Raw genomic sequence first — 14,066 nt, 5'->3', positions numbered from 1 at the left:
AAATTATCTGCCGAGCACAAGGCACCAATAGCGAAGCGTGCTGTCGCGGCCGTCGCGTACATAGGCGAGGCCGAAGCGGGTGAAGCGCGGGTCGAGCATGTTGCGGCGGTGGCCTGGCGAATGCACCCAGACATCGAACAGCTTCTGCTGGTCGAAGCGGCCTTCGGCGATGTTTTCGGCGGCAGCGCCGGCAATGCCGTTGTCTTTGACGCGCGAGGCAAAGTCCTTGCCCCAGCCGGTGGTGTGGTTCATCCGGCCGCCGCGCGCCATATAGCCGGCCTGCTGCAGGGCTGCCCGTTCGAGCTGAGGATCTGGGAGAAGCGGCGCGAGGCCGGCCGAGGCGCGGATGCCGGCCAGCGTGCCGGCGGCGGAGGCAGAGACACCGGCGCCTTCGCCGGTGGGCAGCACAGCCGTTGCGCAGGCGGTGAGCCCGGCAAGGGCGCCAAGGCCGGCAGCTCTGAGCAGCATGCGCCTGTTTAGGCCAGGTTTGCCTTCATCATTTTCGATTCTCGCAACGGTCATGCCCGCCTGACATAGCGGTGATCATGGCTTTTGCCGGGCAGGGGACTAGAATCTCGCGCAAGCCGACCCGCAGCGCAACAAAAGGACCGAGCTCCGCTGACGACGCCCCACTGATCCAAGGCGCTCGTGCGGGGGCGAGCGCAGGCGGGTTCAGTTGGTGCTGGTTGTGGCGGTGAACCCGCACTGCTTCTGTTCCATATCGATCTGCTTCGTGATGCGAATGGCGTTCTGTGCATAGGCCTCCGTCACGGAGCCACTATTCACGGTCTTGTCCTTCAGCGGACTCACGCCTGCGCAGAGGTGGAAAACATGCGGCTCGGCGGACTTCGCGGCTCCGTTTTCGGGCGCGATCCAGTAGACGACATCCTGACCGGCGGGGTGGCTCGCGTTCTTCGTCGCCGCCGCCACCGCGCCGGTGTCCGTCGCGATCGCCTGCGCCTGAGCGGCGACATCGGGCGAACAGGCGGTGGTGGGCTGCCCCGACTTGATCTGGGCTGCGCATGCGTTCATATCCTGGGTGTACTGTTCGACCGACGGGGGTTTGAAACTGATCCCCGTGACCGTCGCGAGCACGGCCAGCGCAGCGCCGACACCGCCGGCAATCTTCTTGGTCCGCGGATCCATGTTTTTGTCGGTGAGGATCAGGAAAACCAGCGGGAGGAAGGCAATCAGCGTGATGATTGCGCCGAGCTGGTTTTGGAAGAAGAACCTGGCCGCGTCGGATGCACGGGCCGGATCGTGCCTGTTGGCCGCCTTCCACAGCAAGTTGCCGGCGATTGCGAAAATCGCGATGCCGACCAGAAGGCCGATGATCAGCGGCAGGTGTCCCTGGTCGAACTTGTTCTGGCGAAGCAGCATAATCCCGTAGATCTCGCCGCCAATGGCGACGATCCACGAGAGTGCGGCGAAAAGGCGAAGACGCGTGGCGGAGGACTTCTGGCCCTGCGTCGCTTGCCAATCCTTGGTAACGTCTGGCTTGTTGTCGGTCATTGACCAGATCCCCTAATATCGACACTTCTGCGGGCGGCGTTAGACCAGAAGGCCAACCCGCCCTGCGCAGCGGCATTGAACGAGCGTCACCTGCCATAGCGACGCAGCGAAAATGTGAGCGCCACGGCAGCCTCATCGTCATTCATATTGCGCATGAGTGAATCCGTCCATACCCACGGAGGCAGACGCCTATGCGGCGATGGCTCCGTTCTTCTTAATCTCTGCTCGAACTTGACGCTGCCTTCCCTCGCTTCCCTGGCGATCCGGCAGAAGCGGCGGTGGTGACAGGACCGGTCGAAAGCAACGTCGGCAGATCCGAACTGAGGCCGGATCGATGGTCCAAGGACCCTAAAAGCGGCCAGTCCGCTGTCGGCCCCAATGCGACGTTGGAGTATCTGCTCGGCAATGACAGCTTCTGGCGCTACCCGCGCATTCCGATGGTCGGCCGGGACGGCAAATCCCACCCAAAGCGGTACCCAGCCTCGGGTAGCAAGCGTCAGATTTTCACCACTAGGCCGCCTTCACGAGCTTAGTTTCCGGCGTCGATGAGACCCGGCAGGCCCGTTCGTCCTCGGTATGTTCCCACCAGTCGCCAAGGGCGTTGATGAGCGGCACAAGCTTGAGACCTGGCGCCGTAAGGTCGTAATCCACGCGTAGCGGATAGCCGGCATGCGCCGTTCGCCGAACGATGCCGGCTTCCTCCAGCTTGCGCAGTTCGAGCGCCAGGATGCGGTGCGACACGGTCGGGTTGTCACGCCTCAGGTCGCTGAAGCGCTTGGTCCCGTCCTTGAGATAGTAGAGCAGCAAGGTGGGCCAGCGGCCGCTGAGCACACGCATGGTCTCTTCGATCGGGCAGCGTGAGACGACGTCTTTCATGGCGGGGACCTGGTTACAGAATAGTGCGTAATTTACATGGGGCGACCAGCGTTTAGGGTCAAGTTTCGCTGCGCAGCGTAATCCCTAAATCATGGAAGAGACAAAGAAATGGAACCTATTCTCCTTTACGGCTTCCCGCTGGGAAGTTCGATGGGGCTTGTCGCTGCTTTTGAACGCGTCGGACAGCCCTACCGCCTGTGTCGCGTCGACATGCTCACTGAGATGAAGAACGACGCCTATGCCAGCATCAACGGCCGTCAGGAAACGCCGGTGCTGATCACGGACGAGGGCAGGGTGCTCACCGAGACCATGGCGATTGCCGCTTGGCTCGAAGCCCGCGACACGCAACGCCGTATCAGCTTCGAGCCCCGCTCGCCGGAAGCCGATCGGATGCATCAGCTGATGGCTTTCGTGAACACCGGTTTCACCGCCGCCTTCACCCCGCTCTGGGCTGCTTATGAAATGGGGTCGGCCGAACCGGTGCTGCTGGCAACCTTGCGTGACTTTGGCCGCAAGGTCGTTACCAACCGCCATGACCAGCTCGAGGCGATGATCCTCGACACGGAATTCCTGATCGGCGACCGGCTGACGCTTGCGGATACCACGCTGATTGGCGTGGCGCGCTGGGCGGAGTTCCACCAGGCGGTCGACGGCGCCGCTTATCCTAAGCTGGCGGCGCTACGCCGCCGCATCGAAGCCAATCCGGCCGTGCGATACGCGCTCGCTGTCGAGGCTGGCGAAAAGCCCGCCGGGTCCGGCGCTAGCCTCGGTCACGTGCCGCTGGCCGAGGTGATCGATCGCTTCGCGGCCTAATCTGTTCGTTCAGCCGCTCGGCGCCCCGGCGCCGGGCGGTGGCGACAAGCGTGCCGAGATCGGCTATCATATCGCCGTTCTTGAAGTGGCAGCTGCGGGCGGCCATCCTGGCGGTGACCGCCCTGACACACGGGAGAAAGGTTATGGCCGGCTTTCATGTCATGGCGGACGCAGGTGGAATGCATGTACAGCCCACGGTGCGCCGCATCAGCACCGAGGACCTGCTCGATGCGCTCCGTCTCGGCGTAGAGGATTTCTGGGCCAAGCCGTCGCATTACGTGTTCCTGTGCCTGATCTATCCGGTGGTCGGCCTGATCCTGACGCAGTGGACGTCGGGCTCGAACGCCATCCAGCTCATCTATCCGCTGATGTCCGGCTTCGCTTTGGTCGGTCCGTTCGCCGCTATCGGCCTTTACGAAATCAGCCGCCGGCGCGAGTTCGGCATGGATACATCCTGGTGGCATGCGCTCGACGTGCGCCACTCCCCGGCGCTGCCCGCGATTGCGGTCATCGGTATCATGCTGGTGGTACTGTTCCTGCTCTGGCTGTTCACCGCGCAATCGATCTACACCAGTCTGTACGGCAATCAGCCTCCGGCCTCTATCGTCGGCTTTATTCGCGAGGTGCTGACGACCAGCAAGGGCTGGACGCTGATCCTGCTCGGCAACGCGGCTGGGTTCGCCTTCGCCGCAATCGTGCTGGCGACGACTGTCGTCGCCTTTCCGCTGTTGCTCGATCGTGACGTCGGCGCGGTCTCGGCAGTCGAGACGTCGGCGCGCGCAGTTATGACAAACCCGCTGCAGATGGCGTTGTGGGGCCTGATGGTCGCCGTGCTCCTGGTCATCGGCTCGATCCCGCTATTTGCCGGGCTTGCCGTCGTCATGCCCATCCTTGGCCACGCGACCTGGCATCTTTACCGCAGGGTGGTCGAACCGGAGCGGGCACAGCAGGTCAGGCGGCCGATGTAGGACCGATCAGCGTTGCGCGTCGGTTGCCATCTTGACGGCCAGCGCGGTCAGCACCGTGCCCATCATCCAGCGCTGGATCACCATCCATAGCGGCCGCCCGGCGAGGAACACGGCGATCGAGCCGGCCGTCACAGCGATGATGGCGTTGACGGTCAGGCTGATCGCGACCTGCGTGGCACCGAGCACCAGAAGCTGCGACAGCACGTGGCCCTTGCCGGGGCTGATGAATTGCGGCAGCAGTGACAGATAGAGCACTGCCACCTTCGGGTTGAGCAGGTTGGTCATCAGTCCCATGGCGAACAGCTTGCGCGGTCTGTCTTTCGGCAGTTCGCGGATCTGGAAGGGCGAGCGCCCGCCGGGCTTCACCGCTTGCCAGGCGAGCCACAGCAAATAGAGCGCGCCGGCAAGGCGCAGCACGTCATAGGCAAAGGGCACGGCGAGCAGCAGCGCGGTGATGCCGAACGCCGCCGACAGCACGTAGAACAAAAAACCGAGCGCCACGCCGCCAAGCGAGATCAGCCCGGCCTTCGGCCCTTGCGACAGCGAGCGCGAGATCAGATAGATCATGTTCGGGCCGGGCGTCAGCACCATGCCGAGGCAGACCAGCGCGAAGGCAAGGTGGTTGGCGGGTTCAGGCAAGAGCGCATCTCCAGATGAGGACACTCACCACACGCTTCCATCACCCGCAAGGGCATGAGGGCAGGAGCCTTTGAGCCAGCGCGCTGGGTCCCCTGCCTTAGTCGCCAATCCCATCGCCTTCAGCCGATGATGTGTCCCGTGCGACAATCTTGCGGACACAACGAAAGCTGGTGACAGGGTGAAGCGCTTCGGTTAATCCCAACCGGTCGCGGCGGACCGTCGGTCGCGGCCCTTGCAACCATCATGATACAGGGACAACGGCATGGCGGATTCGCCCGACATCATCGGTTCGCTCGCAGACCTGTCGGGAGCCTATGCAGCCATCCTGTGCGACGTCTGGGGCGTGGTGCACAATGGCGAATGGCATTTCCCCGCGGCGGCTGCCGCGCTGATCGCTGCTCGCGCAGCGAAAATACCTGTCGTGCTGATCACCAATTCGCCGCGTCGCAGCGCCGATGTGGTGGCGCAGATGAACGCCATCGGCGTTCCTCCCGCCGCCTACGACCGTGTCGTGACGTCCGGCGACGTTACCCGCGACCTGATCGCCGAAGGGCCGCGAAAGATCTTCCATATAGGCGCCGATCGGGATTTCACGCTCTATGAGGGCCTCGACGTCGAACTCGTCGAGGAGTTCGAAGCATCCGGCGTGGTCTGCACCGGCCTGTTCGATGACGAGGTGGAGAAGCCGGAAGATTATGCCGATCTTCTGCGGCGGCTGCGTGCCAGGAACTTGCCCTTCATCTGCGCCAATCCCGACATCGTCGTCGAGCGCGGCGAACGCATGATCTGGTGCGCAGGCGCTTTGGCCCGCGAATACGCACAGCTTGGCGGACGCACGCTGATTGCCGGCAAACCTTATGCGCCGGTCTATGACGTCGCCATGAAGGAGGTCGCCCTCACTCTCGGTCGCCCGGTCGAGCGTTCGCAAGTTCTGGCCATCGGTGACGGCATGATGACCGACATCAAGGGTGCGGCCGACAATGGCTTCGACGTGCTCTACGTATCGGGCGGCATCCACGCCCGCGATTACGGTGAGACGCTGCAGCCGGATCCGGCCAGGCTCGCCGCCTTCCTGGAAAAATACGGCTACAGGCCGGTCGCAGTGATTCCCAGGCTGCAATAGGTTCAAGCCATGACGGCCATGTTCGAACGCATTTCCGCAACCGCACCGCTGCCGGCCCATCTGCGCGGCGGCGTGGTGGCGATCGGCAATTTCGACGGCGTCCACCGCGGCCACCAGGCGGTGCTCGAACGTGCGCGCGCCGAAGCGGAGCGTCGCGGCGTACCTGCCCTGGTGCTGACCTTCGTGCCGCATCCCCGAAAAGTTTTCAGGCCGGACATGCCGCTGTTCGTGCTGACGCCGCCGCCGATGAAGGCGCGGCTGTTGTCGCATCTGGGCTTTGCGGCGCTGGTCGAGCAGCCGTTCACACGCGAGTTCGCCTCCTTGTCGGCGGAGACTTTCGTCACCGGCGTGCTCGAGCGCAACCTCGGCATAAGCCACGCCGTCACCGGCTTCGATTTCCACTTCGGCAAGGACCGCCAGGGGGGCCCGGCCTATCTGATGGCGGCCGGCGAGCGCCACGGCTTCGGCGTCACGCTGGTCGATGCGTTTCGCGACGAAAGCGCCGAGGTGGTGTCGTCGAGCCGCATACGCACGCTGCTGTGCGAGGGCAATGTGGCCGAGGCCGCCGGCCTGCTCGGCTACCGTTTCACCGTCGAGGCGGAGGTGATCGGCGGCCAGCAGCTCGGCCGGACGCTCGGCTTTCCGACCGCAAACATGAGGCTTTCGCCGGAAGCCACCCTTAAGGAAGGGATTTATGCCGTCCGCTTCCGACGCGCCGACGGTTCGCTTCATGATGGCGTCGCCAGCTTCGGCCGCCGGCCGACCGTCGACGACAATGGCGCGCCATTGCTGGAGACCTTTGTCTTCGACTTTTCCGGCGAGCTCTACGGCGAGATTTGTGCCGTGTCCTTTTTCGGCTACCTGCGTTCGGAGGTGAAGTTCGACCGCCTTGACGCGCTGGTCGCCCAGATGAAGCGTGACGAGGCCGAGGCGAAGGCACTGCTCGCCGGCGTCAGGCCGCTTTCCGAGCTCGACGCGGCCATAGCTTTTTAGAGCATGGTCCCGAACCGAAGGTCAGCGAAGCAAAAAGTGGGAACCGGATTTCCGATAAATCGTGCTCAAACCAGAATTTATCTCTTCAGCGCCAGGCCAAGGGCGATGAAGGTCCAGCCCTGGAAGATCAGGTCAACGGCCAGGAACAGGCCCAGCACCCACACGCTGTTGACCGGCCAGCCCATGGCGATGACCAGTCCAGCCAGCGCGCTGATGACGCCGGCCGCGACCACCCAGCCCCAGCCCGGCTGCGGCCGGTGGCTGTAGCCGACCCAGGCCCTGAGCACGCCTGAGGCAAGCAGCGCGACCGCCAGGAGGAAGGTCAGCACCGTCGAGGCGAGGACCGGGTTGTCGAAGGCGAAGAAGCCGGCGACGGCGTAGAGGAGGCCGCTGAGCAGCCAATAGAAGAAGCGGCCCCATGTCTTCACGCCGAAGGCATGGATGATTTCGACAACGCCGGCCATCAGCATCAGCCAGCCCACGACAAAGACCGAGGCGACGGTTGCGATGAACAGATTGCCGAAGGCAATGCCGCCGAAGACAAGCAGCAGCACCCCGAGCGCGACGAACCATCCCCATTTCGCCCGCGTCTGGCTGATCGCATCTTTCAAGGCATCGCCATGCAGTGTCATCGCCCTCTCCCTAAAGGTTGCCCAGCTTCTTTGTTCCGGAAAGTAGCGCCGATCGCCTTGCCCGTCCAGCGAGCAGGCTGTGAGCGCCACACTCCCGAGCGATCCGCTTGCCAGACCTCCGCTTTTGACCCGAAGCGGCCAAATACCAGATAGAATATTCGATCATGTGCGGGGGGTGGGCCAGTGCTAAAAGATGACAAGCGGGTTTACGGGCGACCCGTCGTCCCGTGTATTCGCCATGGCGCAAGTGTAACGAAAAATTCCCAGCGCTGGCATTGGCCCTTTATCGATGACGTGTGGCTGCTGCTGTATGCCGTTTTCTACGCTTGATGAGGCTAGGGAAGCAAAATGAGCGATGTGGACGAACACCTCGATCTGATGGAGATTAACGCCGTCCGCAGGCTGTTGACGTCTAAACCACGAACGGTCCGCTGGGACGAACGCCGCGCACGGCTCGACGAAGTCGGTTCGGTGTGGCCGATTGCGGACGACATCCGATGCGAGCATGTGGTTTTCGATGGCCTCGAGGGAGAGTGGTCCCTGGCGCCTGGGAGTGACAGGGATAGGGTTTTGCTCTTTTTCCACGGTGGTGGCTACTGCTCCGGCTCTCTTAAAAGTCATCGTCGAATGGTTACCGAGGCAGGTCGGGCAATGGGAATGCGCACCCTCGCGATCGACTATCGACGCGCACCGGAACATCCTTTCCCCGCACAACATGAAGACGCACTCACGGCGTGGCGCTTTCTGAGGCGGCAAGGGATCGCGCCGGATCGCATCGTGGTTGGCGGAGACAGTGCGGGCGGCAACCTCACCCAGTGTCTGGTCAGTATATTGCGCGCGGCAGGCGAGCCGTTGCCGCGATGTCTTTGGTTGGTTTCGCCCTGGACGGACCTTTCGATGTCCGGCGCGACACTATCAACGAAGGACGCGATCGACCCTATCATCCACCGGGCGTATTTGGAGGAACTGGCAACCGCCTATGTTCCCAATGGCGTTGGTCGGCGCGATCCGCTGATCTCGCCTTTGTTCGCCGATCTGAGCGGATTTCCCCCAATGCTTATACAAGTCGGTTCGGCCGAGACGCTGTTGTCGGACGCAACTCGGCTCGCCGAAGCCGCCGGCGCGGCCGACATCAAAGTACGTCTCGAAATTTGGCCGCATATGATTCACGCTTGGCCGGTTTGGAACGCGGGGTTGAGTGCCGGTCGGCGCGCTCTTCACAGCGCCGGCATGTTTGTCCGCTAATGTTTGTAACCCTTGGGTGAGCAGCTAGGGTTCATACGGCTGTCGCAAAATTCCAACAGCAGCCGAGACATTCCAAGCTGGAAGATGACAGTTGCTGGCGCATTCAAGACCCCTGGTATCTTGGTGCGCCAAACAATCGGCTGCAATGCGGAACAGGCCGGCCAACGCCGCCAATGTTACGGATATTAAGTCAAATTTTACCGAACTGGCGCCATGGCTTCAGTCAAGGCTGGTTGTATCGGCCAATGCGTTCGACGTATGGAGTAACGATGCGGTCAGTCCCGACGATCCCGACGGTCTTGGCCGCATTCATGCTCGGCACCTGCGGCGTTGCCAAGGCCGGCGAAGGCACCTTCGGCTGGCTGTCCGGAGACTGGTACCTGACGGTCGGCGCCACCGGCATGGTTGCCCCGAATTTCGAGGGCGGCAAGAAGTACCTGCTCAGCGCCTCGCCGATCATCTCGCTCGGCAAGGCTGGTCCCGCGACGCGCTTCACCTCGCGCAACGACAATATCTCATTGGCATTGATCGACGATGGCGCCGTCCGCGCCGGCCTGACAGGCAAGTTCCTGTTTTCCCGCGACGGTGGTGATGCCGACGAATTGAAGGGTCTCGACCCGGTGCGCTGGGGCGGGGAGGCCGGCGGCTTCTTCGAATTCTATCCTTTGGATTGGCTGCGTGCCCGCGCCGAATTGCGGCACGGCATTCGCGCCCATAACGGCTTTGTCGCCGACATCGCCGCCGACGCCTTTTACGATGTGACGCCCGACGTCAGGATTTCCGGCGGGCCGCGCGTTTCGTTCACCTCATCGGACTATTTCGACGCCTATTACGGTGTTGATGCCAAGGAGTCCCTGGCCTCGGGGCTCAGCGAATATCATCCCGGCGGCGGGGTGAAGTCGGCGGGCCTGGGCGGCGCAGTGACCTGGAAGGTGACCGAGCCGATGACGGCCAGCCTCTTCGGCGAATATTCCCGCCTGATGGGCCCGGCCGCCGATTCCAGCCTGGTCAAGGAGCGGGGCTCCAGGGATCAGTTCATGATCGGCGTGTCGACGACCTATCGCTTCGATTTCTCGATGTGAGCGGGTGGGCGTCGGCTCATTTGATCAAACGGCTGTCGAACGGATAACGGTATAGGCCCGCAATCGTAATGCGTGACGCATCGTCATGGGTCGGGTTGAGCAGATAGTTGTTTGCTTTGCGCATTATGATCGAAGGAATTTTCATGAGCGCGTAATGATTGGCCGAGAGAAAGTCCGTGCCCTGTCGCCGTGTCGATTCCATGTCGTTGTCCCAGCCGTCATGGATAACCGGTTCGGTCATTTCTATTCCGTCCGGAACGTCGATTTCGATGAGCTGGTAGGTTTCCGGAACGGTTTCGCGCGTCGCATGCACCAGTATCTCCAGCAGTGCCGTCGAAGGGTGGTCGGTGCAATAGACGATGGGCATCCCGCGCCTGTTCCATCTTCCATCAACGAGCGTTCCGCCACGACCCGAGAGATCCGCGAAATTGGAGATGCGCCAGATGCGCATCGTCAGGCAAGCATGCCAAAGTCGATACGGATAAGCTCTTCGGAAACGACGTGGGCGCCGGTCTCTGTCTCAAGGAGATCGATCGGCCTTGCACCATCCAATGCTATGATCTCGCTTCTCAGCCAACGCTGGGCTTTCTCATGGCTACCGAATACCCGATCCGCCTGCTCGGCGATGCGTTCAAGGCGCAGGGCGCGGTCGGATTCAGCTGGCGAAAGCGGCTCGGCATGTTCCTTGCGACGCGCCAGCGTGCGGCGGGGGGCAACGATACGATAGAGTTCTTCGCTACTGAAACCCAGACTGCGCAGATGATCGATCTTTTCCGTAGGGACGGAAAAGTCGTGTGTTGCGCGAATTGCCCTTGCTGCGACCGACATGAATGTTTCCTTGGCACTGCAGGCCATTCTGCTTGCCATTTGCCTACAAATGTATGCGCAATTGGCACCTAACGCAAGGAAGCATCAGAGTTCGGGCTTTTCAACATCGCCTGTCTCGGTTAAAAGCCCAGCCATGACGAGCTTTGCGCGCCTTCTCGCGACTGCGATACGAATTACAGGCCCGGTGTTCCGGGCGGCCTGACCGCCGCCGGAGCCGCCGGGAATCTTGCGCGCGGCCTCTCGCGCTTTTTCCAGATCATGATAGTTCAACGCCCGGGCTCTTTTGCCGCCGGGCAACGCATATGGCAGACGAATGACTGATACCGAGACCGCCGAGACGATCGACTATTCCAAAACGCTCTACCTGCCGCAGACGGATTTCCCGATGCGCGCCGGTTTGCCGGAAAAGGAACCGCTGCTGGTCAAGCGCTGGCAGGACATGGACCTTTACCGCAAGTTGCGCAAGGACGCAGCCGGCCGCGAAAAATACGTGCTGCACGACGGCCCGCCCTATGCCAATGGCAACATCCATATCGGCCATGCGCTGAACAAGATCCTCAAGGACGTCATCACCCGCTCGTTCCAGATGCGCGGCTATGACTCGAACTATGTGCCGGGTTGGGATTGCCACGGCCTGCCGATCGAATGGAAGATCGAGGAGCAGTACCGCGCCAAGGGCAAGAACAAGGACGAGGTGCCGGTCAACGAGTTCCGGCAGGAATGCCGTGAGTTTGCGGCGCATTGGATCAAGGTGCAGGGTTCCGAATTCCAGCGGCTCGGCGTCGTCGGCGACTTCGACAATCCCTATACGACGATGGCTTTCCATGCCGAGGCGCGCATCGCCGGCGAGCTGCTGAAATTCGCCATGTCCGGCCAGCTCTATCGCGGCTCCAAACCGGTGATGTGGAGCGTCGTCGAGCGTACCGCGCTGGCCGAGGCGGAGGTCGAATACCAGGACTATGAGTCGGACACGATCTGGGCGAAGTTTCCGGTCGTCAGCCTCGCTCGCCAGGTCATCAACATCGAGGATGGGCAGCCAGCCTTGGATCCCAAGCTGACGCAGACGTCGCTCGATCTGCTTGATACCAACGTCGTCATCTGGACGACGACGCCGTGGACAATCCCCGGCAACCGCGCCGTCAATTACTCGCCGCGCATCAACTATGGTCTCTACGAGGTAACGGCGGCCGAGAACGCCTTTGGTCCTCAGCCCGGCGAAAAGCTGATCTTTGCCGAGAAGCTTGCGGACGACGCTGCCGCGAAGGCCAAGGTCACTCTGAATCGGCTTCGCAACGTTGGCGCCGAAGAGCTTGAAAATCTTACGCTTTCGCATCCTCTCAAAGGTCTGGGCGGCGGCTACGACTTTCCCGTGCCGATGCTCGCCGGCGATCATGTCACCGACGATGCCGGAACCGGTTTCGTCCACACCGCGCCGGGACACGGCCGCGAAGACTTTGACGCCTGGATGGATGCAGCCTCTGATCTTCGCCAGCGCGGTATCGACACTGCGATCCCCTTCACGGTCGACGATGCCGGCTTCTTCACCAAGGACGCGCCGGGCTTCGGCCCGGACCGCGAGGGTGGAGCGGCGCGCGTCATCGACGACAATGGCAAGAAGGGCAACGCCAATCAGGCTGTCATCGACGAGCTGATCAAGCGCAACGCGCTGTTCGCGCGCGGCCGCCTGAAGCACTCCTATCCGCATTCCTGGCGCTCGAAGAAGCCGATCATCTTCCGCAACACGCCGCAATGGTTCGTCTATATGGACAAGGAGCTTGGCGACGGCACGACGCTGCGCGGCCGCGCGCTGAAAGCCATCGACGATACCCGCTTCGTGCCCGCCGCCGGCCAGAACCGCATCCGCGCCATGATCGAGGAGCGCCCCGACTGGGTGCTGTCGCGCCAGCGCGCCTGGGGCGTGCCGATCGCCGTCTTTGCCGATGCCGACGGCAATGTGCTGCGCGACGAGGCGGTCAACCAGCGCATCATGGACGCCTTTGAGAAGGAAGGCGCCGACGCCTGGTTCGCCGCCGGCGCCAAGGAGCGTTTCCTCGGCAATCACGATGCCTCGAAATGGCAGCAGGTCATGGACATCCTCGACGTCTGGTTCGATTCAGGCTCGACGCATGCCTTCACGCTTGAGGACCGGCCCGACCTGAAATGGCCGGCCGACGTCTATCTCGAAGGCTCCGATCAGCATCGCGGCTGGTTCCACTCCTCGCTGCTCGAAAGCTGCGGCACCAGGGGCAGGGCGCCCTACGACACCGTCGTCACCCATGGCTTCACCATGGATGAGGAGGGGCGGAAAATGTCGAAGTCGCTCGGCAACACCGTCGTGCCGCAGGACGTCATCAAGCAGTCCGGCGCCGACATCTTGCGGCTCTGGGTGGTGACGACCGACTATTGGGAAGACCAGCGGCTCGGCAAGAACGTGCTGCAGACCAACATCGACGCCTACCGCAAGCTGCGCAACACCATCCGCTGGATGCTGGGCACACTCGCCCATGACGACGGCGAGGAGGTGCCACTGGACAAGATGCCTGAACTGGAGCGGCTGATGCTGCACCGGCTCGCCGAGCTCGATGAAGTCGTACGCTCGGGATACGACGCCTTCGAGTTCAAGCGCATCACCCGCGCGCTGCTCGACTTCATGGTGGTCGAGCTGTCGGCCTTCTATTTCGACATCCGCAAGGATGCGCTCTACTGCGAAGCGCCTTCCAGCGTGAAGCGCAAGGCTTCCGTGCAGGTGGTACGTCATCTCTTCGACTGCCTGGTGAAATGGCTGGCGCCGATGCTGCCATTCACCATGGAGGAGGCTTGGCTCGACCGTCATCCGGATGCCGTCTCGGTGCATCTCGACCAGTTCCCGGAGATCCCGGCGGACTGGAAGAACGAGGCGCTGGCGGAGAAGTGGCGCAAGGTTCGGCAGGTCCGCCGTGTCGTCACCGGCGCGTTGGAAATCGCCCGTGCGCAGAAGGTCATCGGCTCTTCGCTGGAAGCGGTGCCGGTCGTCACCCTCGACGATGCCGTACTCGAAGCGGCGATCGCCGATGTCGACATGGCCGAGATGGCGATCACCAGCGATCTGGTTATCGTGCACGGCAAGGCGCCGGCGGGCAGCTTTACCCTCGACGACGTCAAGGGCGTCGCCGTGGTCGTCGAGAAGGCGGAGGACCGCGGCCTGGTGAAATGCGCGCGCTCCTGGCGCTACACCGCCGATGTCGGCTCAGATCCGGAATTCCCGGATGTTTCGGCCCGTGACGCAGCTGTCCTGCATGAGCTGAAGGCTTTGAGCCGCCGTTAAGGCGGTGCACAAATGCCACGGCGGGCGGCCGATCGGCCCCCGCGCGTTGCC

15 protein-coding genes are annotated in these 14,066 nt (G+C 62.5%); 7 read left to right on the top strand and 8 right to left on the bottom strand.

Annotated features, from left to right (window positions below):
- Positions 1 to 3: 3 nt before the first annotated feature.
- The 3 genes from RQ479_RS09535 to RQ479_RS09525 form a co-directional block, all read right to left on the bottom strand.
- Positions 4 to 522 (bottom strand): CAP domain-containing protein, encoded by a 519-nt coding sequence (locus RQ479_RS09535; protein ID WP_376704900.1) that lies wholly within the window; start codon positions 520 to 522, stop codon positions 4 to 6.
- 150 nt (positions 523 to 672) lie between these two features.
- Positions 673 to 1,512, bottom strand: coding sequence for a hypothetical protein (locus RQ479_RS09530; RefSeq protein ID WP_376704899.1), 840 nt, complete (start codon positions 1,510 to 1,512; stop codon positions 673 to 675).
- Between the two features lie 510 nt (positions 1,513 to 2,022).
- Entirely contained in the window at positions 2,023 to 2,388 is a 366-nt protein-coding gene (locus RQ479_RS09525) for a winged helix-turn-helix transcriptional regulator (RefSeq protein WP_376704898.1), read from the bottom strand.
- 108 nt (positions 2,389 to 2,496) lie between these two features.
- Between RQ479_RS09525 and RQ479_RS09520 the strand changes: the two genes are divergently transcribed.
- Positions 2,497 to 3,201 (top strand): glutathione S-transferase family protein, encoded by a 705-nt coding sequence (locus RQ479_RS09520; protein ID WP_376704897.1) that lies wholly within the window; start codon positions 2,497 to 2,499, stop codon positions 3,199 to 3,201.
- Positions 3,202 to 3,344: 143 nt separating this feature from the next.
- Entirely contained in the window at positions 3,345 to 4,169 is an 825-nt protein-coding gene (locus RQ479_RS09515; protein WP_292653925.1) for a DUF2189 domain-containing protein, read from the top strand.
- Between the two features lie 6 nt (positions 4,170 to 4,175).
- Here the strand turns inward: RQ479_RS09515 and RQ479_RS09510 are convergent, their stop codons facing one another.
- Positions 4,176 to 4,808, bottom strand: coding sequence for a LysE family translocator (locus tag RQ479_RS09510; protein ID WP_254817423.1), 633 nt, complete (start codon positions 4,806 to 4,808; stop codon positions 4,176 to 4,178).
- A 262-nt stretch (positions 4,809 to 5,070) separates the two neighbouring features.
- On the opposite strand from RQ479_RS09510, the gene RQ479_RS09505 reads away from it, so the two are divergent.
- Both RQ479_RS09505 and RQ479_RS09500 read left to right on the top strand, forming a co-directional pair.
- Positions 5,071 to 5,931 carry a TIGR01459 family HAD-type hydrolase gene (locus RQ479_RS09505; protein WP_292653923.1) on the top strand — a complete coding sequence of 287 codons (861 nt, stop codon included), beginning with the start codon at positions 5,071 to 5,073 and terminating at the stop codon, positions 5,929 to 5,931.
- A gap of 9 nt (positions 5,932 to 5,940) precedes the next feature.
- Positions 5,941 to 6,924: a bifunctional riboflavin kinase/FAD synthetase gene (locus RQ479_RS09500; RefSeq protein ID WP_376704896.1), complete on the top strand. Its 984-nt coding sequence runs from the start codon at positions 5,941 to 5,943 to the stop codon at positions 6,922 to 6,924.
- A 77-nt stretch (positions 6,925 to 7,001) separates the two neighbouring features.
- On the opposite strand, the gene RQ479_RS09495 is transcribed toward RQ479_RS09500, so the two are convergent.
- Positions 7,002 to 7,556, bottom strand: coding sequence for an HdeD family acid-resistance protein (locus RQ479_RS09495; protein WP_376704895.1), 555 nt, complete (start codon positions 7,554 to 7,556; stop codon positions 7,002 to 7,004).
- 348 nt (positions 7,557 to 7,904) lie between these two features.
- Between RQ479_RS09495 and RQ479_RS09490 the strand changes: the two genes are divergently transcribed.
- On the top strand, positions 7,905 to 8,801 hold the full coding sequence (locus RQ479_RS09490) for an alpha/beta hydrolase (protein WP_376704894.1): 897 nt from the start codon (positions 7,905 to 7,907) through the stop codon (positions 8,799 to 8,801).
- A gap of 269 nt (positions 8,802 to 9,070) precedes the next feature.
- Positions 9,071 to 9,883 carry a MipA/OmpV family protein gene (locus tag RQ479_RS09485; protein ID WP_376704893.1) on the top strand — a complete coding sequence of 271 codons (813 nt, stop codon included), beginning with the start codon at positions 9,071 to 9,073 and terminating at the stop codon, positions 9,881 to 9,883.
- A gap of 16 nt (positions 9,884 to 9,899) precedes the next feature.
- On the opposite strand, the gene RQ479_RS09480 is transcribed toward RQ479_RS09485, so the two are convergent.
- From RQ479_RS09480 to RQ479_RS09470, 3 genes are all read right to left on the bottom strand, one after another.
- The gene (locus RQ479_RS09480) at positions 9,900 to 10,334 is read right to left on the bottom strand and encodes an RES family NAD+ phosphorylase (RefSeq protein ID WP_376704892.1); all 435 of its coding nucleotides are present in this window, start codon (positions 10,332 to 10,334) and stop codon (positions 9,900 to 9,902) included.
- A 2-nt stretch (positions 10,335 to 10,336) separates the two neighbouring features.
- Positions 10,337 to 10,711, bottom strand: a complete 375-nt coding sequence (locus RQ479_RS09475) for an antitoxin Xre/MbcA/ParS toxin-binding domain-containing protein (RefSeq protein WP_376704891.1) — start codon at positions 10,709 to 10,711, stop codon at positions 10,337 to 10,339.
- 84 nt (positions 10,712 to 10,795) lie between these two features.
- Entirely contained in the window at positions 10,796 to 10,981 is a 186-nt protein-coding gene (locus tag RQ479_RS09470; protein ID WP_376704890.1) for a hypothetical protein, read from the bottom strand.
- A gap of 43 nt (positions 10,982 to 11,024) precedes the next feature.
- Here RQ479_RS09470 and ileS point away from each other — a divergent pair, with 43 nt between their 5' ends.
- On the top strand, positions 11,025 to 14,015 hold the full coding sequence (ileS, locus tag RQ479_RS09465; RefSeq protein WP_376704889.1) for an isoleucine--tRNA ligase: 2,991 nt from the start codon (positions 11,025 to 11,027) through the stop codon (positions 14,013 to 14,015).
- Positions 14,016 to 14,066: the final 51 nt, after the last annotated feature.

Source organism: Mesorhizobium sp. ISC25, assembly GCF_042295465.1.
Lineage (GTDB): Bacteria > Pseudomonadota > Alphaproteobacteria > Rhizobiales > Rhizobiaceae > Mesorhizobium.
This window is presented reverse-complemented; position numbering and strand designations above follow the sequence as displayed.